The organism is Variovorax sp. P1_G12, assembly GCF_056405555.1.
This window is the reverse complement of record NZ_JBFUBW010000012.1, coordinates 103,088-128,008: the sequence shown is the minus strand read 5'-3', so window position 1 is coordinate 128,008 and position 24,921 is coordinate 103,088. Positions and strand designations below refer to the sequence as shown.

General features: G+C 70.7%; 18 protein-coding genes. 12 read left to right on the top strand and 6 right to left on the bottom strand.

The features are described 5' to 3' along the window. Window positions 1-84: 84 nt before the first annotated feature. Window positions 85-2,868 carry a bifunctional [glutamate--ammonia ligase]-adenylyl-L-tyrosine phosphorylase/[glutamate--ammonia-ligase] adenylyltransferase gene (gene glnE, locus AC1D2O_RS15920; protein ID WP_478092827.1) on the bottom strand — a complete coding sequence of 928 codons (2,784 nt, stop codon included), beginning with the start codon at window positions 2,866-2,868 and terminating at the stop codon, window positions 85-87. A gap of 25 nt (window positions 2,869-2,893) precedes the next feature. On the opposite strand from glnE, the gene AC1D2O_RS15915 reads away from it, so the two are divergent. From AC1D2O_RS15915 to AC1D2O_RS15900, 4 genes are all read left to right on the top strand, one after another. Further along, the gene (locus AC1D2O_RS15915; RefSeq protein ID WP_478157426.1) at window positions 2,894-6,973 is read left to right on the top strand and encodes a YhdP family protein; all 4,080 of its coding nucleotides are present in this window, start codon (window positions 2,894-2,896) and stop codon (window positions 6,971-6,973) included. 110 nt (window positions 6,974-7,083) lie between these two features. Next, on the top strand, window positions 7,084-7,899 hold the full coding sequence (locus AC1D2O_RS15910) for a carbon-nitrogen hydrolase family protein (protein ID WP_478092841.1): 816 nt from the start codon (window positions 7,084-7,086) through the stop codon (window positions 7,897-7,899). 68 nt (window positions 7,900-7,967) lie between these two features. Next, window positions 7,968-9,950 carry a two-component system sensor histidine kinase NtrB gene (locus AC1D2O_RS15905; protein ID WP_478092848.1) on the top strand — a complete coding sequence of 661 codons (1,983 nt, stop codon included), beginning with the start codon at window positions 7,968-7,970 and terminating at the stop codon, window positions 9,948-9,950. Between the two features lie 10 nt (window positions 9,951-9,960). Then, window positions 9,961-10,587, top strand: coding sequence for a response regulator transcription factor (locus tag AC1D2O_RS15900; RefSeq protein ID WP_478092842.1), 627 nt, complete (start codon window positions 9,961-9,963; stop codon window positions 10,585-10,587). A 12-nt stretch (window positions 10,588-10,599) separates the two neighbouring features. Here the strand turns inward: AC1D2O_RS15900 and AC1D2O_RS15895 are convergent, their stop codons facing one another. After that, window positions 10,600-11,265: a YiaD family glycine zipper/OmpA-like lipoprotein gene (locus AC1D2O_RS15895; RefSeq protein ID WP_478092843.1), complete on the bottom strand. Its 666-nt coding sequence runs from the start codon at window positions 11,263-11,265 to the stop codon at window positions 10,600-10,602. Window positions 11,266-11,470: 205 nt separating this feature from the next. Continuing rightward, window positions 11,471-11,644 (bottom strand): hypothetical protein, encoded by a 174-nt coding sequence (locus AC1D2O_RS15890; protein WP_478092844.1) that lies wholly within the window; start codon window positions 11,642-11,644, stop codon window positions 11,471-11,473. Between AC1D2O_RS15890 and mltA the strand changes: the two genes are divergently transcribed. Continuing rightward, the gene (mltA, locus tag AC1D2O_RS15885; RefSeq protein WP_478157424.1) at window positions 11,643-12,779 is read left to right on the top strand and encodes a murein transglycosylase A; all 1,137 of its coding nucleotides are present in this window, start codon (window positions 11,643-11,645) and stop codon (window positions 12,777-12,779) included. The genes AC1D2O_RS15890 and mltA overlap by 2 nt on opposite strands. A gap of 113 nt (window positions 12,780-12,892) precedes the next feature. Here the strand turns inward: mltA and AC1D2O_RS15880 are convergent, their stop codons facing one another. Both AC1D2O_RS15880 and AC1D2O_RS15875 read right to left on the bottom strand, forming a co-directional pair. Beyond that, on the bottom strand, window positions 12,893-13,045 hold the full coding sequence (locus AC1D2O_RS15880) for a hypothetical protein (RefSeq protein ID WP_478094323.1): 153 nt from the start codon (window positions 13,043-13,045) through the stop codon (window positions 12,893-12,895). 75 nt (window positions 13,046-13,120) lie between these two features. Then, window positions 13,121-13,582, bottom strand: a complete 462-nt coding sequence (locus tag AC1D2O_RS15875) for an Lrp/AsnC family transcriptional regulator (RefSeq protein ID WP_478094321.1) — start codon at window positions 13,580-13,582, stop codon at window positions 13,121-13,123. A gap of 106 nt (window positions 13,583-13,688) precedes the next feature. On the opposite strand from AC1D2O_RS15875, the gene aceE reads away from it, so the two are divergent. The 5 genes from aceE to AC1D2O_RS15850 are packed head-to-tail and all read left to right on the top strand — an operon-like array spanning window position 13,689 to window position 19,872. Then, on the top strand, window positions 13,689-16,430 hold the full coding sequence (gene aceE, locus AC1D2O_RS15870; RefSeq protein WP_478157422.1) for a pyruvate dehydrogenase (acetyl-transferring), homodimeric type: 2,742 nt from the start codon (window positions 13,689-13,691) through the stop codon (window positions 16,428-16,430). 48 nt (window positions 16,431-16,478) lie between these two features. Further along, complete coding sequence (gene ltnD / locus AC1D2O_RS15865) at window positions 16,479-17,372, top strand: L-threonate dehydrogenase (RefSeq protein ID WP_478091865.1); 894 nt, start codon at window positions 16,479-16,481, stop codon at window positions 17,370-17,372. Between the two features lie 21 nt (window positions 17,373-17,393). Further along, on the top strand, window positions 17,394-18,218 hold the full coding sequence (gene otnI, locus AC1D2O_RS15860; RefSeq protein ID WP_478091867.1) for a 2-oxo-tetronate isomerase: 825 nt from the start codon (window positions 17,394-17,396) through the stop codon (window positions 18,216-18,218). Next, complete coding sequence (locus tag AC1D2O_RS15855; protein WP_478157420.1) at window positions 18,215-19,417, top strand: amidohydrolase family protein; 1,203 nt, start codon at window positions 18,215-18,217, stop codon at window positions 19,415-19,417. The genes otnI and AC1D2O_RS15855 overlap by 4 nt, the downstream gene beginning before the upstream one ends. Beyond that, window positions 19,414-19,872: a RidA family protein gene (locus AC1D2O_RS15850; RefSeq protein WP_478091871.1), complete on the top strand. Its 459-nt coding sequence runs from the start codon at window positions 19,414-19,416 to the stop codon at window positions 19,870-19,872. Before AC1D2O_RS15855 ends, AC1D2O_RS15850 begins: the two co-directional genes overlap by 4 nt. Window positions 19,873-19,986: 114 nt before the next feature. Here the strand turns inward: AC1D2O_RS15850 and acs are convergent, their stop codons facing one another. Beyond that, window positions 19,987-21,972, bottom strand: a complete 1,986-nt coding sequence (gene acs / locus AC1D2O_RS15845) for an acetate--CoA ligase (protein WP_478091873.1) — start codon at window positions 21,970-21,972, stop codon at window positions 19,987-19,989. Window positions 21,973-22,101: 129 nt separating this feature from the next. Between acs and AC1D2O_RS15840 the strand changes: the two genes are divergently transcribed. Together AC1D2O_RS15840 and AC1D2O_RS15835 are read left to right on the top strand one after the other, a co-directional pair. Continuing rightward, complete coding sequence (locus AC1D2O_RS15840; RefSeq protein WP_478157419.1) at window positions 22,102-24,093, top strand: hybrid sensor histidine kinase/response regulator; 1,992 nt, start codon at window positions 22,102-22,104, stop codon at window positions 24,091-24,093. Continuing rightward, window positions 24,090-24,848: a response regulator transcription factor gene (locus AC1D2O_RS15835; RefSeq protein WP_478093952.1), complete on the top strand. Its 759-nt coding sequence runs from the start codon at window positions 24,090-24,092 to the stop codon at window positions 24,846-24,848. The genes AC1D2O_RS15840 and AC1D2O_RS15835 overlap by 4 nt, the downstream gene beginning before the upstream one ends. The last annotated feature ends 73 nt before the right edge of the window (window positions 24,849-24,921 follow it).

Here is a 24,921-nt window from a genome sequence, read left to right as displayed (position 1 = left end):
CCGGCGCCGGGCCGTCCCAAGGCGGCCTGCGGCCCCCTCGGGGGGCAGCGACCCACACGCAGTGGGGGAGCGTGGGGGCCAGTCTCAATCAAATACGGCCTTCCACAGGGCCAGCATGGCCTCGCGCTCGACCACCAGCGCCGTCATCGGCACCTGCGTCGGTTCCTCGTTGAGCCGGGCCCGGTGCTGCACCCGGCGCAGCTCGCGGTAGGCGGAGGCGGCGGCCTGGCCGATACCCGTGGGGAGCAGGCCGGCCGCCTCGGCCCGCAGCAGCAGTGCGATGTTGCCGACATTGGGCACCAGTTCGGGATGCGCCTCGGCCGCCGACAGCACCAGGAACTGCACCGCGAATTCGGCGTCGACCATGCCGCCCGCGCTGTGCTTGACGTCGAAGCGGTCGGGCTTGACCGGGCGCGCGGCGCGCACCTTCTCGCGCATCGCCACGATCTCGGCCTTGAGCGCGTCGCGATCGCGCGGCGCCGTGATCACCGCCTCGCGGATGCGGTCGAAGCGCTCGCCGAGCGCCGGCGCGCCGAGCACGAAGCGGGCGCGGGTCATGGCCTGGTGCTCCCAGGTCCAGGCGGTGTTGCTGCCGCGGCCGAGCTGGTATTTCTCGTAGGCCTCGAAGCTGGTGGTCAGCAGGCCCGAGTTGCCGTTCGGGCGCAGCGCGGTGTCGATCTCGAACAGGTCGCCTTCGCGGGTCTTGACCGTGAGCCAGTTGATCAGCTTGCGCACGTAGGCCGCGTAGACCTCGCCGGCGCGCTCGTCCTCGTCGTCGTAGACGAAGACGATGTCGAGGTCGCTGCCGTAGCCCAGTTCCTTGCCGCCGAGCTTGCCGTAGCCGATGATCGCGAACTGCGGCTGCTCGCGGTGCGGATTGCGCACCTGCGGCCAGCACCAGCGCGCGGTGACGCGCAGCACCACGTCGGCCAGCGCGCTCAGGTCGTCGGCCACCTGCTCGACCGTGATCCGGCCATCGACGTCGCGCGCCAGCGTGCGGAACAGCTCGGCATGGTGCGCATGGCGCAGCAGGTTGAGCAGGCGCTCCTCGTCGGCTTCGCCGGTGCGTGTCAGCGACTGGTGGCGGTCCTCGAGCTCGCGTTCGAACTCGGCCGCCACGAAGCGGCCGCTCAGCATCTCGTTGCTGGCCAGCTCGTCGATCACGCCGGGATGCTGCAGCAGGTAGCGCGCCGGCCACTTGGCCGAGCCGAGCAGGCGCAGCAGCCGCTCCTGCACGGCGGGCCGTTCGACCAGCAGCGCGATGTAGCTTTCGCGGCGCAGCAGCGGCTCGATCCAGTCGGCCCAGCGCAGCGCAGCCTCGACATGGTGGGAAATGCGGCCCGGCGCCTCGCTGTCGGGCTCGCGCAGCCACTGGCCGGTGCGCTGGATCAGCTGGCGCAGGCGGGCCCGCGTGTCGTCGCGCAGCGCCAGCACGCGCGGGTTCTCGCTCCAGCCGCGGATGCGTTCGGCGAACGGACCGGGCAGGGTGTCGATCAGGTCGTGAATGTCCACCGGCGCCGGGCCCGGCGCGCCGCCCTTGCAGCCGTTGCAGGGCGCCTTGCCGCCGAGCAGCTTGTCGAACTCCTGGGCGACGAATTCGCGATGGGCGTCGAGCTGGGCCAGGAAGGCGCAGCAGTCGGCGTACCCGAGGGTCTGCGCGATCCACCGCAGATCGTCGTCGTTCACCGGCAGCACGTGGGTCTGCTGGTCGTCCAGGTACTGGATGCGGTGCTCCACCCGGCGCAGGAACTCGTAGGCGGCGGCCAGCGCATTGGCCGTTTCCTGCGGCATCAGGCCGGCGCGCGCCAGGCGCTGCAGCGCATCGAGCGTGGGCCGGGTGCGCAACTCGGGGAACTGGCCGCCGCGCACCACTTGCAGCAGTTGCACCGTGAACTCGATCTCGCGGATGCCGCCGCGCGACAGCTTGACGTCGTTGGCGCGTTCGGGCCGGCCGGCGCTGCGGCGCGCCGCCTGTTCGCGGATCTGCCGGTGCAGCGTGCGCAGCGAGTCGAACACGCTGTAGTCCAGGTAGCGGCGGAAGACGAAGGGAAGCACCACCCCGCGCAGCGCCTGCGCCGAGCTGTCGGCCACCACCGCCGCGGGCGCCACCACGCGGCTCTTGAGCCAGGCGAAGCGCTCCCATTCGCGGCCCTGGACCTGGAAATATTCCTCGAGCGCATCGAGCGAGACCACGCTCGGCCCCGAGTTGCCGTTGGGCCGCAGCGCCAGGTCGACGCGGAACACGAAGCCGTTCCCGGTGGTGTCGCCCACCAGCGCGTAGATGCGCTTGACCGCGCGCGCGAAGTATTCCTGGTTGGCGAGCCGTGAACGCCCATCGGGGTCGCCTGCGGTTTCGCCGTCCTGGTCGTAGAGATAGATCAGGTCGATGTCGCTCGACACGTTGAGCTCGCGCGCGCCGAGCTTGCCCATGCCGACGACCCAGAGCTGGGCGCGCCGGCCGTCGGCCGCGAGCGGTGCCCCGTGCACTTCGTCGAGTTCGGCGCAGGCTTCGCGGCAGGCGACGTCGAGCGCGAATTCGGCCAGTTGCGTGACCGCGGTGGTGACCACCGCCAGCGCCGCCTGCTGGTCGCAGTCGAGCGCGATCAGCCGCTCCATCACCAGCTGGCGCACGATGCGCAGCGCGTCGGCGGCCGTGTCGCCGCGCGCGCGCAGGGCCTGATAGGCCTCGGCCATAGGGGCGCGCAGCGGTTCGCCTGGCGGCAGCAATGGCAGCTCGGCAGCGTAGCGGCGCCGAAGCCGCTGAACGAAGCGCGAATAGGCCGACAGTGGCGGCGAATCGGATGGCGGCATCGACCGCTGAATCTCGGCATCGGCACCGGTGGAACCCGGTTGGGTGCTGGCGGTCATAATTCCTGACACAGCGCGATCCTCAATGAACGACACGACGTCTTCCCCTTCACGTCTGCTCAAGATCACCGCTGCGACGGCGCGCTGGTTGTTGGGTTTGCTGATCGGTGCATGGCTCCTGCTTGCGCTGTCAGTCGCTGTCCTACATCTCTGGATTGTGCCGCGAATCGGCGACTACCGTGGCGCGCTGGAAGCGCAGGCCACACGGGCCATCGGCGTGCCGGTGCGCATCGGTTCGATCGGCGCCCGGTCGGGCAGCCTGTTTCCCACGGTCGAGCTGCGCGACGTGGTGCTCCTGGACGCCCGCAACCAGGAGGCGTTGCGCCTCGAGCGGGTGGTGGCCAGCGTGTCGCCGCGCTCGCTCTGGAACCTGAGCTTCGAGCAGCTCTACATCGAGCGGCCGCAGGTCGAAGTCCGGCGCGACGCGCTCGGCAAGCTGCACATCGCCGGGCTCGACATGTCCAACGAGACCAGCGGCGGCGGCGACGGTGCCGACTGGTTCTTCGCCCAGCGCGAGGTCGTGGTGCAGGGCGGGACGGTGCGCTGGACCGACGAGCGGCGCAAGACCGGGCCGCTGCTGCTGACCGACGTCCAGTTCGTCGCCCGCAACGGCGGCCGCCGCCACGCGATGCGCCTCGACGCCACGCCGCCGGCCGGCTGGGGCGAGCGCATCACGCTGCGCGGCCGGTTCCGCCAGCCCCTGCTGTCGGTGCGCAGCGGCAACTGGCGCACCTGGGACGGCCAGGTCTATGCCGACCTGCCCTACATCGACATCACGCGGCTCGGCCGCTACGTCGACCTCGACGGCCGGATCCGCGAAGGCGCGGGCGGCTTGCGGGTCTGGGCCGACGTCAATGACGGCGAGTTCAGCGGCGGCGCGGTCGACCTGGCCTTGACCCGCATCGACGCCTCGCTCGGCAAGGCGCTCCGGCCGCTGGTGCTGCGCGACGTCACCGGACGCCTGGCCGGCAAGCGCAGCGACGGCACGCTGGAGTTTGCAACCAGCCGGCTGCAGTTCGACACCGCCGATCAGATGCGCTGGCCCGGGGGCAATCTGTGGTTCCAGCACACGCCGGCCAAGGGCCATGCCGCAGAGCGCACCGCGCTGCGAGCCGACCGGCTCGATCTCGCGGCGCTGGCGATGATCGCCGACCGGTTGCCGCTGGGCGAGGCGGCCCGCAAGCGGATCGAGGCGTTCCAGCCGCGCGGCCTGGTCGAGCGCATCGAGGCCAGCTGGCAAGGTACGGCGGGCGAACCCGACCACTATCAGTTCAAGGGGCGCATGAGCGGCTTCAGCGTGGCGTCGCAGCCGGGTGCGCCGGCGGCCGCCCCGGCCCCGGTGCCCGCGAGCGCGCCGCCGCACGAGCCGGTCGGAACCCCCGGCGTGAGCGGCGCCACGGTCGACTTCGAGGCCAGCCAGGCCGGCGGCAGCGCCACGCTGTCGATCGCGAACGGCGCGCTCGACCTGCCCGGCGTGTTCGAGGAGCCGGTGGTGCCGATCGAGCGGCTGTCGAGCCAGCTCCAGTGGAAGCTCGAGGGCGGCGCGGCCCAGCTGCAGGTCTCGAACCTGCGCTTCGCGAACGTCGATGCCGAGGGCGAGGCCCAGGCCAGCTGGCGCACCAGCGACCCCGCGGTGTCGCGCGGCGCCGACCGCTATCCCGGCGTGCTCGACCTGCAGGGCAAGCTGACGCGGGCCGACGGCACCCGGGTCTGGCGCTATCTGCCGCTTCACATTCCGAAGCCCACGCGCGACTACGTGCGCGACGCGGTCACCAAGGGCACCGCCAGCTCGGTCGACTTCAAGGTCCGCGGCGACCTCTGGGACATGCCCTTCATGGACCCGAAGCACGGGGACTTCCGCATCGTCGCGAAGGTCGCCGACGTCAGCTATGCCTATGTGCCGCCGGCGCCGCGGGAGACCAAGGTCTGGCCAGGGTTGACGGGCCTGTCGGGCGAGCTGGTGTTCGAGCGCGCCGGCATGCTGGTGCGCAACGCGCGCGGGCGCATCGCCGGCGCGCAGGGGATCGAGATCACGAAGGCCGAGGCCCAGATCGCCGACATGTCGCACCATGCGCTGCTCAAGGTCGATGCGCAGGCCAAGGGCCCGCTGGGCGAGCTGCTGCGGGTCGGCGGGCCGCTGGCCGGCGAAGTCGGTGCCACCCTGGCGGAGATGCGCGCGACCGGCAACGCCGACTACAAGCTGCGCCTCGAGCTGCCGCTGGAGGCGATGGACAAGACCAAGGTGCAGGCCAGCATCGTGCTGGCCGACAACGAGCTGCAGCTCGCGTCCGCTGCGCCGGCGCTGACGCAGGCGCGCGGCACGCTGAGCTTCACCGAGAACGGCTTCTCGTTGGCCGGCGTGCAGGCGCGCGGGCTCGGGGGTGCGATGCGCATCGAGGGCAGCGGCCGCTTCGGCGCCAGGCAGGAACTGGACATCCGCGTCCAGGGCACGGCGAGCGCCGACGGCCTGCGCGCGGCGCGCGAGGTCGACTGGCTGGCGCGATTGGCCAAGAACACGACCGGCAGCACGCCCTACGCGGCCCGTTATTCGGTGCGCGAGGGCGCCTCCGACTTCCTGCTCACGAGCAGCCTTCAGGGCCTGGGCCTGCAATTGCCGGCGCCCATGACCAAGCAGGCCGACGAGATCATGCCGCTGCGGGTCGAGAAAAAGGTCGTGCTGCGCGAAGCCCGGGCCTCGGGCGCCGCGCCGCTGGTCCACGATCAGATCTCGCTCGAGTTCGGCAAGGTCGGCTCGGCCAGCTACGTGCGCGACATTTCCGGCCGCGAGGCGCGCGTGCTGCGCGGCGGCATCGGCATCGGGCTGGGGGCCGACGAATCCGCGCCGTCGCCCGAACGCGGCGTGCTCGCGAACATGCGCTTCGCCCGGCTCGACCTGAGCGCCTGGCAGGCGCTGTTCAGCGAGACCACCGGCAAGGCGCCCGAAGCGGCGCCCAATGTCGACAGCGGCGACGACGCGCTCGCCTACCTGCCCACCGTGATCGCGCTGCGCGCGCAGGAGCTGGCGTTCGGCGGCCGAACGCTGCACGACGTGGTGCTGGGCGGCACGCGCGACGGCCAGCTCTGGCGCGCCAACGTCGACGCCACCGAGCTCAGCGGCTACGCCGAATACCGTCATGCGCAGGCCGGGCGGCTGTACGCGCGGCTCGCGCGGCTCAAGATCGCCCGCAGCGAGGCGACCGCGGTCGAGTCGCTGCTCGACGAGCAGCCGAGCACCCTGCCGGCCCTCGACATCGTGGTCGACGACTTCGAATTGCTGGGCCGACGGCTCGGCCGGGCCGAGATCGACGCGGTGAACCGCGGCGGCGTCGGGCGCGAATGGCGGCTCAACAAGCTGACCCTCACCAACCCCGATGCCACCTTCAATGCCCAGGGCAGCTGGGCGGCACCGCCGGGCGGCAGCGGCGGGCGCGAGCAGCGCCGCACCGCCATGGAATTCAAGCTCGACATCACGGATGCCGGCGCGCTGCTCAATCGCTTCGGCATGAAGGATGTGGTCCGGCGCGGCCGGGGCCGGCTCGAGGGCGAGGTGAACTGGACCGGCTCGCCGTTCTCGATCGACTACCCGAGCCTGGGCGGGCAATTGAAGATCGACGTCGAATCGGGACAGTTCCTCAAGGCCGATCCGGGCATCGCCAAGCTGCTGGGCGTGTTGAGCCTGCAGGCCCTGCCGCGGCGCCTCACGCTCGACTTCCGCGACATCTTCAGCGCCGGCTTCGCCTTCGATTTCCTGCGCGGCGATGCCACCATCGTCAAGGGCGTGGCGTCCACCAACAACCTGCAGATGAAAGGTGTCAACGCCGCCGTGCTGATGGATGGCTCGGCCGACATCGCGCGCGAGACGCAGAACATCCGGGTGGTGGTCGTGCCCGAGATCAGCGCCGGCACGGCGGCGCTGGTGGCGACTGCAATCAATCCCGCGATCGGCCTCGGGACCTTCCTGGCCCAGATGGTGCTGAGCCGGCCGCTGATTGCCGCCGCCACGCAGGAGTTCCAGATCGACGGCACCTGGACCGACCCGAAAATCACCCGGGTGGCGCGCCGGCCGACCCCCGAGGCCCAGGCTGCGCCGTCGATTCCCCGATAAGACATGGCCCCCACGCTCATCACTTCGTGTATCGCTGCCCCCCGAGGGGGTGCAGTCCGCCCTTGGGGCGGCCCGGCGGGCGGCCTCAACGAGTTCAGGAGACAACCGCCATGAAAGTCGCTGCGATCCAGATGGTGTCGGCCATCGCCCGCGAGGCCAACCTGGCGCGCGCCCACGACCTGCTGGCCCAGGCCGCAGCCGCGGGCGCGGAGCTCGCGGTGCTGCCCGAGTACTTCTGCATGATGGGTCGGCGCGACACCGACAAGCTGGCGCTGCGCGAGACCGCCGGTGCCGGCACGGTGCAGAGCTTCCTGGCCGATGCCGCGCGCGAGTTCGGGCTCTGGATCGTCGGCGGCACGCTGCCGATCGAGACCGACGACGACCAGCATGTCTTCAACAGCTCGCTGGTCTACGCACCGGACGGCGCCTGCGTCGCGCGCTACGACAAGATCCACCTGTTCTTCTTCGACAATGGCCGCGAGCGCTACGACGAGCGCCGCGTGATCGCGCCGGGCTCGCAGCCGGTGTGCTTCGACCTGCCCTCGCGCGACGGCCATCGCTGGCGCATCGGCATGAGCGTCTGCTACGACCTGCGCTTTCCCGAGCTCTATCGCGCGCTGGCGCGCGAGGGGGCCGAGCTGCTGCTGGTGCCCAGCGCCTTCACGCGCACCACCGGCGCCGCCCACTGGGAGGTGCTGCTGCGCGCCCGGGCGATCGAGAACCTCGCCTGGGTGGTCGCGCCGGCGCAAGGCGGCACCCACGAGAACGGACGCCAGACCTGGGGCCAGTCGATGGTGGTCGACCCCTGGGGCGCGGTGGTGGCGCAGCACGCCGAAGGCGAAGCCGCGGTGCTGTTCGAGATCGATGCCGCGCAGCTCGAAGCCGCGCGCGCGCAACTGCCCGCGCTGTCCCACAGCGTGATCTGAAGCCGGTGTCCGCGCCTCCGCTGCCCGTCGCCCGCGTCCTGCGGCCCGCGTTCGCGCGGTTGCGCTTCATGCGCTCGGTGTGGCGGCGCTGGTTCCTGTGGGTGCTGCTGGCGATCCTGGTGCTGGCGCTGCTGGTCACCGTGGTCTGGCTGGCCGGCCGGCACGAGGTCGAGCAGACCCAGACCGTGCTGGACCGCGACACGGCCGATGCGGTGTCGGACCTGCGCGATGGTCTGCAACGCAACGTGCAGACGCTGCGCGCCTCGCTGGCCGGCGGCGTCGACCGCGAGCAGTGGGAAACCCGGGCCGCCGGCCTGCTGCGCGACCATCGCGAATGGCTGCGCCTCGAATGGCGCGACCCGGCCCTGCATCCGCTCGGCGTGGTCGATTCGCCCTATCGACGGCGGGTGTTCGGCGACAACGAACGCGGCCCCAACCAGACCGACGTCGAGCAGGCCTGCACCAGCGCGCGCAAGCTCGGCACGCCGGCCTATTCGCCCAGCCACTACGTGGCCTCGACCCAGGGCAGCGGCCTCGAGGTCCTGGAACTGTGCGTGCCGGTCGAGGGCGGCGGCTACCTGGTGGCTGCCTACTCCCTTCGCGACACGCTGACCGAGATGCTGGCGCCGATGCTCAGCCGTGGTCAGGAGGTGGCCTTCACCGAGGCCGACGGCACCCGGCTGGTGGCGATCGGCGCGCCGCGCCGCATCGGCACGCGGGTCTTCACCGCGCAGCAGCTGATCGACCTTCCGGGCGCCACCCTGATGCTGCGCGTCGACGGCTGGCGCGCCGTGCCCGACCTGTTCCCCAACATGCTGACCGCGCTGGTCACGGCGATCTCGATCGCGCTGGTGTCGGTGCTGGTGCTGCTGGCGCGCGACACGCGCCGGCGCCTGCGCGCCGAACGCGATCTCGCCGATGCGCTGGCGTTTCGCAAGGCCATGGAGGACTCGGTCATCACGGGCCTGCGCGCGCGCGACCTGCGGGGCCGCATCACCTATGTCAATCCGGCCTTCTGCGAGATGGTGGGCTTCAGTGCCGAGGAGCTGATGGGCAGCGACGTCGAGGCGCCCTACTGGCCGACCGAACTGGCGCACGAATACCAGCGCCGGCAGGCGGTGCGACTGGCGGGCGCCACGCCGCCGCGCGAGGGATTCGAATCGGTCTTCATGCGCAAGGACGGCACCCGCTTCCCGGTGCTGATCTTCGAGGCCCCGCTGATCAACGCGCAAGGGTCCCAGAGCGGCTGGATGAGCGCCTTCATCGACATCAGCGAGCAGCGCCGCATCGAGGAACTGTCGCGGGCCAGCCAGGAGCGCCTGCAGGCCAGCGCGCGGCTGGCGACCGTCGGCGAGATGGCTTCGCTGCTGAGCCACGAACTGACGCAGCCGCTGGCGGCGATCGCGAGCTATGCGAGCGGCTCGCTCAACCTGCTCGGTGCCGACGGCCTGCCGCGCGCGAGCGAGCACGAAGAGGTCGCGATGGCGGTGCGCCGCATTGCCGAGCAGGCCGACCGCGCCGGCCAGGTGATCCGCAGCGTGCACGACTTCGTGCGTCGGCGCGACCGCACGCGCGAGGCGGTGACGCCCCAGGCGCTGGTCGATGCGGTGCTGCCGCTGGTGCGGCTGCAGGCGCGCAAGCTGGGGGTCCGCGTCGAGCTCGCGTTCGAGGAGCACCTGCCGGCCGTGGTGTGCGACCGGACGCTGGTCGAGCAGGTGCTGCTGAACCTGGCGCGCAACGGCATGCAGGCGATGGACATGCCCGGCCTGGCCGAGCGGGTGCTGCGGCTGCGCGTCGTGCGCGCCGGCGGAAGTCCGGGCGCGGACGCGCGCCGCTGGCTCGAGTTCTCGGTCGCCGATGTCGGCTGCGGCATCAGCGACGAGGTGGCGGCGCGCCTCTTCACGCCTTTCTTCACGACCCGGCCCGACGGCATGGGGCTGGGCCTGAGCCTGTGCCGCACCGTCGTCGAGCAGCACGGAGGCGTGCTCATGTTCGAGCCGCAGCGGCCGCGCGGCACGGTCTTCCGATTTACTCTTGCGACCGCCAGCTGACACTCATCTCATGCAACCCCTGATCGATGCCTTGATCTTCATCGTCGACGACGACGCCAGTGTGCGCGAGGCGCTGGCCTGGCTGCTGCGCTCGCGGCGCCTGGTGAGCGAGCAATTCGCCAGCGCCGAAGCCTTCGAGGCGCGCCTGGCCGACGAGCCGCTGCTGGACCACCCGCACTGCCTGCTGCTCGACGTGCGCATGCCCGGCACCAGCGGGCTCGTGCTGTTCGACCGGCTCGCGGAACGCGGACTGCTCGACACCATGCCGGTGATCTTCCTGACCGGCCACGCGGATGTGCCGACCGCGGTGGATGCGGTCAAGCGCGGCGCCTTCGACTTCTGCGAGAAGCCTTTTTCGGACAACGCGCTGGTCGATCGCATCGAGCATGCGCTCGGCGTTTCGCTGCAAGCCATCGAGGCGCAGCGCACGCGAAAGCTGCTCAAGCACCGCATCGACGAGCTGACGGATCGCGAGCGCGACGTGATGCGCTGCGTCGTCGAAGGCCTGCCGAACAAGCTGATCGCCGATCAGCTCGCGATCAGCGTGCGCACGGTGGAGGTCCACCGCGCGCGCGTGTTCGAGAAGATGGAGGTCAAGTCGGCGGTCGAGCTCGCCAACCTGCTGCGAGGGGTCTAGAGCCCCCGCGCCTTAGCCCTGGGGGCGTTCCCCGACGTAGATTTCCACGCGGCGATTTTGCGCCCGGCCGGCATCGGTGGAGTTGTCGGCGATCGGCTCGCGCGCGCCGCGGCCTTCGGTGCGGATCGATCCGGCCGGCACGCCGCGCGCGACCAGGTAGTCGCGGGTGCTGGCGGCACGCGCGATCGACAGCGGGTTGTTGATGGCGTCGGTGCCGGTGCTGTCGGTGTGGCCGATGATGCGCACGTCGGCGTTCGGGTTGTTGCGCAGGCCGCTGGCGAACTGGTCGAGCACCGGCGAGAAATTGGGCTTGATCGCCGAACGGCCGACGTCGAAGGAGACATCGCTCGGGATCGCGAGCTTGAGCTCGTTGTTGGCGGTCTGGGTCACGGCCACGCCGGTGCCCTGGGTGGCTGCTTCCATCTGGCGCTTCTGGTTCTCCATGCGTTGCGACCACAGGTAGCCGCCCGCGGCGCCCGCCAACGCGCCGACCGCCGCCCCGGCACCGATCGCGCCCCGGTTGCCGCCGGTGGCCGAGCCGATCGCCGCGCCCGCCAGCGCGCCCACCCCGGCACCGATGCCGGTGTTGCGCTGGGTGTCGGTCATGCCGGTGCCGGTGCCGGCGCAGCCTGACAGGACGAGCGCTGCGGCGCTGGTGGCGAGTACGAAATTTCTCATGTCAATCTTTCTCGGGGTCCAAAACAAGGAACGGCGATTATCCCGAGCGACTGGCGTCGAATGTCTGGCGCGGCGGTTTCCGCATGTAACACCCGCGGCGGTCTAGAGCCCTGGCCTGGCTTATCGTTGCTTGTCGCGCTGCTATCGATTCGATAGCGATCGGCGCTGCGGCCGACAGGCCGAAGCGGCTCGAGACGACACGCCGTCAATCGCGTGGCGGCGCTTCGGCGGGAGGTCGAGATGGCGTGCCCGGCGGTGCTTCGTCGGGGCCGTGCACGTCGTGCAGTTCGCCGCCCTTGCGGCCCGAGAACATGGTCCACCAGATGATCAGGATGAACACGATTCCGGCGCCGAGGGCTTCAAGCAAAATCAGACCCATGAACAAAGGACTCCGGTGGCTGGTGGGACTCGCGATCGTAGCAACGCTGGGTGGCTGCAGCGTCAGCACGCGACAGCCCGAGGTGCCGGCGGCGACGCCGAGTGCGGCTGCGCCGCGCGATCTCGGCCCGCTGACCGGATCGCTCGCGCATCCCAAGAGCCGGTGGACGCCCGTGGCCTGGTCCGAGCTGCCGGGCTTCAACGAGGATGCGCTGCACGAAGGCTGGGTGGCGATGGTCGCCAACTGCACGCGGCCGAACGCCGCCATCGCGCCGCTGTGCCGCGAGGTTCGCCAGCTCGCGTTGGCCGACGCCGACCAGCAGCGCGAATGGATGATGCAGCGACTGCAGCCCTTCCGGGTCGAATCGCCCGCGGGCCCGAGCGAAGGCAAGCTCACGAGCTATTACGAACCGGTCTTCGACGCCACGCGCCTGCCGACCGCGACGAACACGGTGCCGCTCTACCAGACGCCGGCGGGCCTGGTCGCCAAACGGCCGTGGTACACGCGCCAGGAAATCGACACCCTGCCCCAGGCCCAGGCCGCGCTGCGCGGCAGGGAGATCGCCTGGCTGGCCGACCCGATCGACGCGCTGATGCTCCATATCCAGGGCTCGGGACGGCTGCGCATCACCGAGCCCGATGGCACTCGGCGCACGGTGCGCGTGGCTTTCGCGGCGACCAACGAGCAGCCCTACCGGAGCGTGCAGCAATGGCTCATGAGCCAGGGCGCGACCAAGGTGAGCCTGTGGCCGGAGGACACCAAGCTGTGGGTCGCCCAGAATCCGCAGCGGGTGTCGCAACTGCTGTGGAGCAATCCGCGCTATGTGTTCTTCCGCGAGGAGCCCTTGAACGAGGTCGATGCCGCCTCGGGGCCGGTGGGTGCGCAGGGCGTGCCGCTCACGGCCGGCCGCTCGATCGCGGTCGATCGCGACAGCATTCCCTACGGCACGCCGGTCTGGCTTGCATCGCCGGGACCGGCCGTGCCGCTGGCCAAGCTGGTGATCGCGCAGGACACCGGCAGCGCCATCGTTGGCGCCGTGCGGGCCGACTACTTCGCGGGCACCGGCGCCGATGCGGGCCGCGTCGCGGCAAGGGTCAATCAGCCCCTGCGCCTTTGGGCCCTTTGGCCTAGGTAGAGGCCGCGCCGGCGCCCTCTGTTCGTGGGCTGCCGCGGGCCGGCTTCGCCGGACCGCTGGCAGCGCCCCCTGAAAGGGGGTGGGCGGCTACACGAAGTGAGCCAACCTGGGGGTCAGCCCATTTTCACGACGAAGATGGTGAGCATGGTCACGATCGTGATGTGCATGAGGAATTCGAGCCGCCGCTCGCGGGGCGCGATGGCCAGCGCGGCGCCTGCCACGATCAGCGTCAAGGCGCCGAACACGAGATCGAAAGAAATGTCCACTGAACGGTCGTCCTTGCCGGCTCACCGGCCTGCGCGATCGCGGATTATCAATGAGGGCCGCACGGGGCCCGGACTTCAGGGCAGCGGCAGCGCGGTCTTGTAGCGCACCTGCTTGAGCGCGAAGCTCGAACGGATCTTCTCGATCCCGGCGATCGGCGTCAGCTGCTCGAGGATGAACTTCTCCAGCGCCGCGATGTCGGCCACCGCGACCCGGATCAGGTAGTCGCTGTCGCCGGTCATCAGGTAGCACTCCATCACCTCGTCGTGCTCCGCGATGCGCTGCTCGAACTCGGCCAGCGACTGCTTGCTCTGCGTCGTCAGGCTGATCGAGATGAAGACGTTCAGGCCCAGACCCAGCGCGCCGGCATGGACGAGCGCCACGTAGCGCTGGATCACGCCCGCGCCTTCGAGGGCCTTCACGCGCGCCAGGCAGGGCGAGGGCGACAGCCGGATGCGGCGCGCCAGTTCGACATTCGACAGCGCGCCATCGCGTTGCAGCTCGTCGAGAATGCGAAGGTCGATCGTGTCCAGTTGCATTTGATGCTGCCGCTCGGGAGGGTTGCGGCATTTTATGCGGCCGGCATCGCGGAAAAGGCGTACAAACAGCAGCTAGTTTCAACGCCGCCGGCCTAAATTGCGGTTCATGAACGCTCCGATCTCCCCCAGCCAGCTGCGCGCCCCGTTCGACATGCCCCTGCACGACCCCGACCCCGTGGAAAGCGCCGAATGGCGCGAGGCTTTCGTTGCGCTGGCTCAAGCCCACGGGCCGGAGCGCGCGCGCTGGATGCTCGACGAGCTCGCCCGCCTGGCGCGGGCCCGGCGCATCGGCTGGCAGCCCGAGCTGGCGACCCCCTACGTCAACACCATCGCGGTCGACGACCAGCCCGCGTTCCCCGGCGACCTCGCGATCGAGGAGCGCCTCGCCTCGCTGATGCGCTGGAACGCGCTCGCGATGGTGGTGCGCGCCAACCAGGCCTATGGCGAACTCGGCGGCCACATCGCGAGCTACGCCAGCGCGGCCGACCTGTTCGAGACCGGCTTCAACCACTTCTTCCATGCGCGCACCGACGCCGAGCCGCGCCGGGCCGCCCCAAGCGGCGAGCGCCCCCCGAGGGGGGGCAGCGACCCACACGAAGTGGGGGAGCGTGGGGGGCAACACCTTGGCGACCTCGTCTTCTTCCAGCCGCACAGCGCGCCCGGCGTGTATGCGCGCGCCTTCCTCGAAGGCCGTCTGAGCGAGGACGACCTCACGCACTACCGCCAGGAGCTGACGGCGCCCGCCTTCACCGAAGGCCAGGGCGCGCGCGGCCTCAGCAGCTACCCGCATCCGTACCTGATGCCGGACTTCTGGCAGTTCCCGACCGGCTCGATGGGCATCGGGCCGATCAGCTCGATCTACCACGCGCGCTTCATGCGCTATCTCACGCACCGCCACCTGCTGAACTGCGAAGGCCGCAAGGTGTGGGGCGTGTTCGGCGACGGCGAGATGGACGAGCCGGAATCGATGAGCGCGCTCACGCTGGCGGCACGCGAGAAGCTCGACAACCTGGTGTGGGTGGTCAACTGCAACCTGCAGCGCCTCGACGGGCCGGTGCGCGGCAACGGCCGCATCATCGACGAGCTCGAGAAGCTGTTCGCCGGGGCCGGCTGGAACGTCATCAAGCTGGTCTGGGGCAGCGATTGGGACGGCCTCTTCGCGCGCGACATCGGCGGTGCGCTGGTGCGCGCCTTCGCCAACACGGTCGACGGCCAGATGCAGACCTTCGCGGCCAAGGACGGACGCTACAACCGCGACACCTTCTTCGGCCAGGACGAGGCGCTCGCGCGCCTGGCGCAGGGCATGACCGACGAGCAGATCGACCGCCTGAAGCGCGGCGGCCACGACCTCGTGAAGATCCACGCCGCCTATGCCGCGGCGGCCGCGCACCGCGGCCAGCCGACCGTGATCCTGGCCCACACCAAGAAGGGCTTCGGCATGGGCAGCGCGGGCCAGGGCAAGATGACCACGCATTCGCAGAAGAAGTTCGAGGACACCGACCTGATCGAATTCCGCAACCGCTTCAACCTGCCGCTCACCGATGCCCAGGCCACCTCGCTCGCCTTCTACAAGCCGGCCGAGGACAGCCCCGAGATGCGCTACCTGCTGGACCGGCGCGCCGGGCTCGGCGGCAGCATGCCGCGCCGCGTGACCGACTGCGAGCCCGTCGCCAAGCCCGGCATCGCGGCCTATGCGCAGTTCGCCGTGGCGGCCGCCGGCAAGGAGATGAGCACCACCATGGCCTTCGTGCGCATGCTGGGCAACCTCATGAAGGACCCCGTCCTGGGCCCGCGCATCGTGCCGATCGTGGCCGACGAGGCGCGCACCTTCGGCATGGCCAACCTGTTCAAGCAGGTCGGCATCTATTCGAGCGTGGGCCAGCGCTACGCGCCCGAGGACATCGGCTCGGTGCTTTCGTACCGCGAAGCCACCGACGGCCAGATCCTCGAAGAGGGCATCAGCGAGGCCGGCGCGATCGCGAGCTGGACCGCCGCGGCCACCAGCTACAGCGTGCATGGGCTGGCGATGCTGCCGTTCTACATCTACTACTCGATGTTCGGCTTCCAGCGCGTGGGCGACCAGATCTGGGCCGCGGCCGACCAGCGCGCGCGCGGCTTCCTGCTCGGCGCCACCTCGGGCCGCACCACCTTGGGCGGCGAAGGGCTGCAGCACCAGGACGGCGCCAGCCACCTGATCGCCGCGACCATTCCGAACTGCAAGGCCTACGACCCGGCCTTCGCGGGCGAGATGGCGGTGATCGTCGATGCCGGCATCCGCGAGATGATGGTCGAGCAGAAGGACGTCTTCTACTACGTCACCCTCATGAACGAGAACTACGCGCAGCCCGACCTGCCCGCAGGCGCCGAGGCCGACGTGCTGCGCGGCTGCTATCGCTTCGACGGCTGGCGGGGCGCGCAGCCGGCCACGGCGCAGGTGCAGGTGACGCTGCTCGGTTCCGGTGCGATCCTGACCGAGGTCGTCAAGGCGGCGCAGCAACTCGCCGAGCAGGGCATCACCGCGGAGGTCTTCAGCGTCACCAGCTGGAGCGAGCTCGCACGCGACGGCCGCGCCTGCGAGGAACGGGCGCTGGCGGGCGATGCGGAACCGGGCACGCCCTTCATTGCGCGGCAGCTTGCGGCCGGCCGCGGCCCCGTGATCGCCGCGACCGACTATGTGCGCACGGTGCCCGAGAGCGTTCGCGCCTTCCTGCCCGAGGGCAGGCGCTTCCTGACGCTCGGCACCGACGGCTTCGGCCGCAGCGACACGCGCGCCGCCTTGCGACAGTTCTTCGGCGTCGACGCGCAGAGCATCGTGCGCGCGGCCCGGCACGCGCTCGCATCGCGCTGAGGCGCCTATGATGCTCGCGCGCGCTGCGCGAACCTCCTAGGACCTCTCATGAAAAAAGCAGGACTTATCGGCCTGGGCGCCATGGGCGCAGGCATTGCCGCCACGCTGCGCGACCGCGGCCATGAAGTGCACGTGTGCGACGCGCGCCCCGGTGCGGCGCTGCGCTTCGCCGAGGCCGGCGGCGTCGCCTGGGCCACGCCGGCGCAGGTGGCGGCTGCCTGCCAGGTCGTGATCTCGGTGGTGGTCAACGCCGCGCAGACCGAAGCGGTGCTGTTCGGCGAGGGCGGCGCGGCCGCGGCGATGAAGCCCGGCAGCGTGTTCGTGATGTGCTCGACCGTCGACCCCAACTGGTCGATCGCCTTGGAAGGGCGCCTGAACGCGATCGGCATCCAGTACATCGACGCGCCGATCTCCGGCGGCGCCGCCAAGGCCGCGAGCGGCCAGATGACCGTGATGAGCTCGGCCCGGCCCGAGGCCTATGCACTCGCCGACGCGGTGCTCGAAGCGATGGCCGGCAAGGTCTACCGCCTGGGCGACCGCGCCGGCGCAGGCAGCAAGGTGAAGATCATCAACCAGCTGCTGGCCGGCGTGCACATCGCGGCCGCGGCCGAGGCGATGGCGCTGGGCCTGCGCGAGGGCGTGGCGCCCGAGGCGCTCTACGAAGTCATCACCCACAGCGCCGGCAACAGCTGGATGTTCGAGAACCGCATGGCCCACGTGCTGGCGGGCGACTACACGCCGCTGTCGGCGGTCGACATCTTCGTCAAGGACCTCGGGCTGGTGCTCGACACCGCGCGCGCCAGCAAGTTTCCGCTGCCGCTCGCCTCCACCGCGCACCAGATGTTCATGCAGGCCTCCAGCGCCGGCTTCGCCAAGGAAGACGACAGCGCGGTGATCAAGATCTTCCCGGGCATCGCGCTGCCGGGCTCTTCGTCGACCTGATCGCGTCTTAACATCTCGCCCATGCCCCGATTCGCCGCCAATCTCTCGATGCTCTATCCGGAGCTCGACTTTCTCGATCGCTTCGAAGCCGCCGCCAAGGACGGCTTTCGCGCGGTCGAGTACCTGTTTCCCTACGCCTGCGCGCCGCATGAGTTGTCGGCGCGGCTGTCGGCCAACGGACTGCAGCAGGTGCTGTTCAACGCGCCGCCGGGCGACTGGGAGCGCGGCGAGCGCGGCCTGGCCTGCCTGCCCGGGCGCGAGGCCGAGTTCCGCGAAGGCTTGCACAAGGCGATCGAGTACGCGGTCGCGCTGGACTGCCCGCGCATTCATGTCATGGCCGGCCTGTTGCCCGAGGGCGTCGATCGCGAGACGGTGCAGCCGACCTATCTGGCCAACCTGCGCTGGGCCGCGGTCGAAGCGGCCAAGGCCGGACGCGACCTGCTGATCGAGCCGATCAACACGCGCGACATCCCGCGGTTCTTCCTGAACCGGCAGGACCATGCACACGAGATCGTCGAAGCGGTCGGCGCGCTCAACCTGCAGGTCCAGATGGACCTCTACCACTGCCAGATCGTCGAGGGCGACGTGGCGATGAAGATCCGCAAGTACCTGCCCACCGGCCGTGTCGGCCACTTCCAGATCGCCGGCGTGCCCGATCGCAACGAACCTGACGCCGGCGAGCTGAACCACGCCTACCTGTTCGACGTCATCGACGAGGTGTCGGCCCAATGCGGCTGGCAGGGCTGGGTCGGCTGCGAGTACCGGCCACGACGCGGCGCGGTCGGCAACGGCACGTCCGCCGGACTCGGCTGGCTGCGGTCCCTGCCGCGCTTGTCGCGCGCATGACGGCGCGCCTGACGCTCGAAGCCGTTCGCATCCCGCCGCGACTGCGGGCGTTCCCGGCGGGCGATGCCGAGGTCTTCGATGTCACGCTGGCCGGCGCGCAGGTCGCGGCCATCGCGCCGAGCCGGCAGCCGGCGCGCGGCACCCTGCTGAGCGCGATGGTCGACGCCCATGCCCATATCGACAAGAACTACACGGTGCGGGAGGCCGGCGCGGCCGAGGGCAACCTGTTCGCGGCGATCGAACGCATGGCGGCGCATCGCGCGGGCTGGACGGCGCAGACGCTGCGCACGCGCATGCAGCGCGCGCTGGACGAAGCATGGCGCGCGGGCACGCGCGCGCTGCGCACGCATCTCGACTGGAGCGGCGCCGAGGCGCCGGTCTCGCTGGCGGTCTTCGCGCAGTTGCGCGATGAATGGCGCGGCCGCATCGAGCTGCAGTTCGTCGCGCTGACGCCGCTCGACCTGTTCGCCGATGGCGATGCCGGCGAACGCGCCGCGTCGGCGGTGAAGCGCGCGGGCGGCGTGCTGGGCGCCTTCGTCTACCGCAACGAAGGCATCGTGCACAAGCTCGGGCGGGTCTTCGACCTGGCGCAGGCGCACGGCCTGGCGCTGGACTTCCATGTCGACGAAGGGCTCGACGCGGATGCGACCGGCCTGCGCACCATCGCGCAACTCACGATCGCCCGCGGCCTGCGCGGCCGCGTGACCTGCGGCCACGCTTGCTCGCTGGCGGTGCAGGACGACGCCGGCGCCAATGACACGCTGGCGCTGTGCGCGCAGGCGGGCATCCACCTGGTCGCCTTGCCCAGCACCAACCTCTACCTGCAGGGCGCCTGGGACCGCACCCCGGTGCAGCGCGGCATCACGCGCCTGCGCGAAGCCGCGGCGCACGGCCTGCGACCGAGCCTGGCGACCGACAACGTGAAGGACGCCTTCTATCCTTACGGCGGCTACGACCTGGTCGAGACCTTCGGCCTGGGCGTGCAGATGGCGCACCTCGCGCCGGCCGCCGACTGGCTCGACGCCATCACCGTGAGCCCGGCGCGGGCGCTGGGGCTGGACTGGGACGGACGCATCGCACCCGGCTGCCCGGCCGACCTGGTGCTGCTGGCCGCGACCGACGAATACGAACTGCTGGACCCGCGCGGCCGACGGCGCACCGTCATCCGCGCCGGCCGCGCCCTGGAGAACAACGAATGAGCATGGGCAAACCGATGGCCAACTACGCGGCCGCCAAGCGCGTCGGGGACTTCGTCTTCATGAGCGGCGTGGTCGCGGTCGATCCGTCGACCCGGCGGGCCGTGGCCAGCTACGAGGACATTCCCGACGCGGCGCGCGCGGCCCTGCGCACGCTCGGCTATGCCACCGGCCAGATGTCGGTCGACGTCTTCGAGGCGGCGATCGTGGCGCAGAGCTGGTTCGTGCTCGAGCGCATCCGCCAGATCGCGGCCGAGCACGGCGGCACGATGGACGACGTGGTCAAGCTGGTCCAGTACTTCCGCCGCCTGCCCGACTACGCGCCGTACAACCGGGTGCGCGGCTTGTTCTACCCGGGCCAGCCGCCGGTCAGCACCGTGGTGGAGGTGTCGCGCTTCCTGCCCGGGGACGAGGTGCTGGTCGAGGTCGAAGCGACGGCGTACCTGCCGCAGCGCTGATCAGGCCGGCGCCGGGCCGCCAGCGCGGCGAAGTCCGCGCTTCGCACGGACGGGCGGCCTGCTGCTTCCCCCTCGGGGGGCAGCGACCCACACGAAGTGGGGGAGCGTGGGGGCCTAGTAGGGCTGGCCCAACTGCTCGAGCACGGCCGGGTTCTCCAGCGTGCTGACGTCCTGCGTCACCACCTCGCCCTTGGCCAGCGTGCGCAGCAACCGGCGCATGATCTTTCCGCTGCGGGTTTTCGGCAGGTTGTCGCCGAAGCGGATGTCGCGCGGCTTGGCGATCGGGCCGATCTCCTTGCCCACCCAATTGCGCAGTTCGTTGGCGATCCGCCGTGCCTCGTCGCCGGTGGGCAGCGGGCGCTTGAGCACCACGAAGGCGCAGACCGCCTCGCCCGTGGTGTCGTCCGGGCGGCCCACCACCGCGGCCTCGGCCACCAGGTCGGTCATGGCCACCAGGGCCGATTCGATCTCCATCGTGCCCATGCGGTGGCCGCTGACGTTGAGCACGTCGTCGATGCGGCCGGTGATCGTGAAGTAGCCGGTCTTGCTGTCGCGCACCGCGCCGTCGCCGGCCAGGTAGTAGCGGCCCTGGAACTCGTCCGGGTAGTAGCTGGTCTTGAAGCGTTCCGGGTCGTTCCAGATGGTGCGGATCATCGAGGGCCAGGGCTTCCTGACGACCAGGATGCCGCCCTGGCCCCAGGGCAGCTCGTTGCCGGCCTCGTCCACCACGGCGGCGTCGATGCCCGGGAAGGGCAGGGTGCAGGAGCCCGGCACCAGCGGCGTCACGCCGGGCAGCGGCGTGATCATGTGGCCGCCGGTCTCGGTCTGCCAGAAGGTGTCGAGCACCGGGCAGCGGCCGCCGCCCACATGCCGGTGATACCACTCCCAGGCGGCCGGGTTGATCGGCTCGCCGACCGTTCCGAGGATGCGCAGGCTGCTCAGGTCGTAGTTGCGCGGATGCACCGCTTCGTTGGCCTCGGCCAGCTTGATCAATGAGCGGATCGCGGTCGGGGCGGTGTAGAAGACGCTGACCCGGTGGTCCTGGATCATCTTCCAGAAGCGGCCGGCGTCCGGGTGGGTGGGCACGCCCTCGAACACCACCTGCGTCGCGCCGATCGCCAGCGGGCCGTAGGCGATGTAGGTGTGGCCGGTCACCCAGCCGATGTCGGCGGTGCACCAGAACAGGTCGTCGGGGCCGAGGTCGAAGGTCCACTGGCAGGTCAGCGCCGCATGCAGCAGGTAGCCGCCGGTGGCGTGCTGCACCCCCTTGGGCTTGCCGGTGGAACCCGAGGTGTAGAGCAGGAACAGCGGGTGCTCGGCGTTCACCCATTCGGGTTCGCACACCGGCGGCTGCGCGGCCGCGAGTTCGGCCATCCACTGGTCGCGCGGCGCCTGGAAGGGCACCGCGCCGCCGGTGCGGCGCGTCACCAGCACGTGGCGCACGCTGTCGCAGCCGCCCAGGCCGAGCGCCTCGTCGACGATCGCCTTCAGCGGCAGCTGCTTGCCGCCTCGGACCTGCTGGTCGGCGGTGAGCACCATCACGGCGCCGGTGTCGGCGATGCGGTCGCGCAGGGAGGGCGCCGAGAAGCCGCCGAAGACCACCGAGTGGATGGCGCCGATGCGGGCGCAGGCCTGCATCGCCACCACGCCGTCGATCGACATCGCCATGTAGACCACGACCCGGTCGCCGCGGCGCACGCCCAGCGACTTCAGCACGTTGGCGGTGCGGCAGACGCGCGCCAGCAGGTCCTCGTAGCTGATCCGCGTCACGGCGCCGTCGTCGGCCTCGAAGACGATCGCGGTCTTCTCGCCGAGGCCGCTCTCGACGTGGCGGTCCAGGCAGTTGTAGGAGGCGTTGAGCGTGCCGTCCGCGAACCACTCGAAGAAGGGCGCGCGGCGCGCGTCCAGCACCTGGGTGAAGGGTTTCTTCCAGGTGACGAGTTCGCGCGCCAGCCGTCCCCAGTAGGCCTCGGGATCGGCCTCGGCCTCGGCGACCAGCCGGTCGTAGGCGGCGCGGCCCGAGATCCGGGCCTGCCGCACGGTGGCCTCGGAGGGTTCATACAGCGTGAGAGGTGCTGCGGGGGAAAGGGTCGGTTCCATGGCGTACTCCTGAGGTGAGGCGTCCGGTTTGACGCAGGTCATGCTTGTCTGCGACGAGCTGTTCAACAATTCACAGCCATAGGATGTCCGACGAACATTGCAGGAGACACATCCAAAGATGACGAATGTTTGCAGCCCCTGCGGGAGGCCCCGGTGATCCGCGCGCCGGCGCCTGCGCCGGCCCCCCTGGAGCGCTATCTGACGCTGCAGACCGGGCTCGACCTGCTGGACCAGGGACTGTCGATCTTCGACGGCGACCTGCGCCTGGTGGCGTGGAACCGCGCCTACGTCCGCCTGCTCGGCTTCACGGACGAAATGGCGTACCTCGGGGCGCCCTTCGAGAGTTTCATCGGCTACAACGCCCGGCGCGGCGAGTACGGTCCGGGCGACCCGGAGCGGCTGGTGGCCGAACGGGTGGCGGCTGCGCGCCACTTCGCGCCGCACGAGATCGAGCGGGTGCGCCCCGACGGGCGGGTGCTGCGCATCCGCGGCGAGCCGGTGCCGGGGCATGGTTTCGTGACGCTCTATTCGGACATCACCGAGCAGCGCCGCGCCGAGCAGATCATCCGCCGCCACAACGCCGAACTCGAGGACCGGGTGGCGTCGCGCACCACCGAACTGCAGCGCAGCGAAGAGCGGGTGCGGCTGATCATGGACTCGATCCCGGCGCTGGTGGCCTATTTCGACCACCGGCGCGTCTACCGCTACCTCAACCGCGGCTACCACGACTGGTTCCGCGTCGACACCACGCGGCCCGAATCGGTCAGTGCCAGGGTCTTCCTGGGCGATGCGGCCTACGCGCGGATCAAGCCGCAGGTGCTGCGCGCGCTCGCCGGCGAGACGCAGAGCCTGGAGTACGAACTCCAGACCTGCGACGGGCGCCGGCTGTGGGTGCGCACCTCGCTGGTTCCGCAGCGCAGCGCCGAGGGCGCCGTCGTCGGCTGCTTCGAGCTGACCTTCGACATGACGCAGGAGCGTCGCTCGCAGGCACTGCTGGCACGGGCCCAGAAGCTCGAATCGCTGGGTCGCCTGACCGGCGGCCTGGCGCACGACTTCAACAACATCCTGACGGTCGTGATCGGCAACCTGGCGGCGCTGGCGGAGGCCCGGCCCGCCGATCCGGCGCTTGGCGAGTACGTGCAGCCGGCGCTCGACGCCGCGCGCCGCGGCGCCGACCTGGTGCGGGGCCTGCTGAGCTTCGCGCGGCGCCAGCCGCTGCAGGCGGCGGCGGTGCACGTGGGCGCGCTGGTCGACACCGTCGCCCGATTGGTGCGGCGCTCGCTGCCGGAAACCCTGCGCCTCGACATCGACGTCGGCGAGGTGCCGCTGTGGACCTGGATCGATGCCACGCTGCTCGAGCAGGCGCTGTTGAACCTGGTGCTCAATGCCCGCGACGCCACCGGTCCCGAAGGCCGCATCACGCTGCGTGCGCGCCGCGCCCATCTCGACGCCGCGGAGGCCACTCCGCTGCAGCTGTCCGCGGGCGACTGCGTGTGCATCGAGGTCGAGGACGACGGCGCCGGCATGGATGCCGACACCTTGGCGCACCTGTTCGACCCCTTCTTCACCACCAAGCATCCGGGCCGCGGCACCGGGCTCGGCATGGCGGTGGTCTACGGCTTCATCAAGCAGTCGGGCGGCGCCATCGATGTGCAGAGTGCGCCCGGGCGCGGCACCACGGTCTCGGTGTGGCTGCCGGCCGCCGAACCCTCGCCGGCCGACGGCGCGGCCGACGCCGACGGCGAAGCCGCCGGGCGCCCGGCCGCGTCGATGGGGTTGGCGCTGCTGGTGGATGACGACGCGCAGGTGCGACGCGTGATCCGGCGCAGCCTGCTGGAACTGGGCTATTCGGTGCTGGAAGCCGACGACGGCGCCGCCGCGCTGAGCCTGCTCGAACACACGCCGGACATCGCGCTGCTGCTGTCCGACGTCGTGATGGCGGGCGGCATCGACGGCCGCGCGGTGGCGCGCGCGGCGCGCGAGGGCGGCCGGGCGCGCGCCGTGGTGCTGATGAGCGGCTATGCGCCGGGCGACCTGTCGCTGCAGACGGATTTCCCGATGCTGACCAAGCCCTTCAGCACGGCACAGCTGGCGCAGGCGATCCAGGAGGGCGTGAGATGACCGAGTACCGAAGCGCAGGCCTGACCCACCGTTCGGCCACCGACGAGGCGACACCGCCGTCGCTGGTCTTCGTGGTCGAGGACGACCCGGCCGTGGCCCGGCTGGTGCTCTCCACGCTCGGCGAGTTCGGTTTCAACTGCGAGGGCTTCTCGAACGGCGCGAGCGTGCTTCGGCGGCTGCAGGTCGAGAAGCCCGACCTCTGCATCGTCGACCTCGGCCTGCCCGACATGGACGGCATCGACCTCATGCGGCGCATCACCGCGGCATCGAATGCGGGCGTGCTGATCCTCACGGGCCGCGGCCATCCGGCCGACCGCGTGATGGGGCTGGAACTCGGCGGCGACGACTATGTCACCAAGCCCTTCGAGGCGCGCGAGCTGGTGGCGCGGGTGCGCAGCATCCTGCGACGCCGCAGCCTGGCGCCGGGGCAGGCCACCGGCCAGCGGCGCTACGCCTCCTTCCTGGGCTGGCGCATCGACTGCGCGGCCAACGTGCTGCGCGCGCCCGACGGCACCGAGCACCTGCTGGGCACGGCCGAGACCCAGGTCCTGCGCTGCTTCGTCGAGCGCCCGCACCAGATCCTCACGCGCGAGCAGCTCATGGGCGCGCGCGACCTGCTGCCGACCGACCGCAGCATCGACGTGCGAATTTCGCGCCTGCGCAGAAAGATCGAGCGGGATCCGCACGATCCGGCGATCATCAAGACCGTGTACGGCGCGGGCTACCTGTTCGCGGCGAATGTCAGCTGGGAGTGAAGGGAGTGAACCAGCGGCATTCGCCTCGCATTGCATCGCAATGTGACGAATGATTGCATCGCGCCCCGCACGC

What these genes read in the sequence shown, in the direction of transcription:
- AC1D2O_RS15905 (WP_478092848.1), top strand. Translation starts at nt 7,968, where the DNA reads ATGCGCTCGGTGTGGCGGCGCTGGTTCCTGTGGGTGCTGCTGGCGATC.
- AC1D2O_RS15875 (WP_478094321.1), bottom strand. Translation starts at nt 13,582, where the DNA reads ATGCAACTGGACACGATCGACCTTCGCATTCTCGACGAGCTGCAACGC.
- otnI (WP_478091867.1), top strand. Translation starts at nt 17,394, where the DNA reads ATGCCCCGATTCGCCGCCAATCTCTCGATGCTCTATCCGGAGCTCGAC.
- glnE (WP_478092827.1), bottom strand. Translation starts at nt 2,868, where the DNA reads ATGACCGCCAGCACCCAACCGGGTTCCACCGGTGCCGATGCCGAGATT.
- AC1D2O_RS15890 (WP_478092844.1), bottom strand. Translation starts at nt 11,644, where the DNA reads ATGGGTCTGATTTTGCTTGAAGCCCTCGGCGCCGGAATCGTGTTCATC.
- aceE (WP_478157422.1), top strand. Translation starts at nt 13,689, where the DNA reads ATGAACGCTCCGATCTCCCCCAGCCAGCTGCGCGCCCCGTTCGACATG.
- AC1D2O_RS15850 (WP_478091871.1), top strand. Translation starts at nt 19,414, where the DNA reads ATGAGCATGGGCAAACCGATGGCCAACTACGCGGCCGCCAAGCGCGTC.
- mltA (WP_478157424.1), top strand. Translation starts at nt 11,643, where the DNA reads ATGAACAAAGGACTCCGGTGGCTGGTGGGACTCGCGATCGTAGCAACG.
- AC1D2O_RS15855 (WP_478157420.1), top strand. Translation starts at nt 18,215, where the DNA reads ATGACGGCGCGCCTGACGCTCGAAGCCGTTCGCATCCCGCCGCGACTG.
- AC1D2O_RS15910 (WP_478092841.1), top strand. Translation starts at nt 7,084, where the DNA reads ATGAAAGTCGCTGCGATCCAGATGGTGTCGGCCATCGCCCGCGAGGCC.
- AC1D2O_RS15915 (WP_478157426.1), top strand. Translation starts at nt 2,894, where the DNA reads ATGAACGACACGACGTCTTCCCCTTCACGTCTGCTCAAGATCACCGCT.
- AC1D2O_RS15895 (WP_478092843.1), bottom strand. Translation starts at nt 11,265, where the DNA reads ATGAGAAATTTCGTACTCGCCACCAGCGCCGCAGCGCTCGTCCTGTCA.
- AC1D2O_RS15900 (WP_478092842.1), top strand. Translation starts at nt 9,961, where the DNA reads ATGCAACCCCTGATCGATGCCTTGATCTTCATCGTCGACGACGACGCC.
- acs (WP_478091873.1), bottom strand. Translation starts at nt 21,972, where the DNA reads ATGGAACCGACCCTTTCCCCCGCAGCACCTCTCACGCTGTATGAACCC.
- AC1D2O_RS15835 (WP_478093952.1), top strand. Translation starts at nt 24,090, where the DNA reads ATGACCGAGTACCGAAGCGCAGGCCTGACCCACCGTTCGGCCACCGAC.
- ltnD (WP_478091865.1), top strand. Translation starts at nt 16,479, where the DNA reads ATGAAAAAAGCAGGACTTATCGGCCTGGGCGCCATGGGCGCAGGCATT.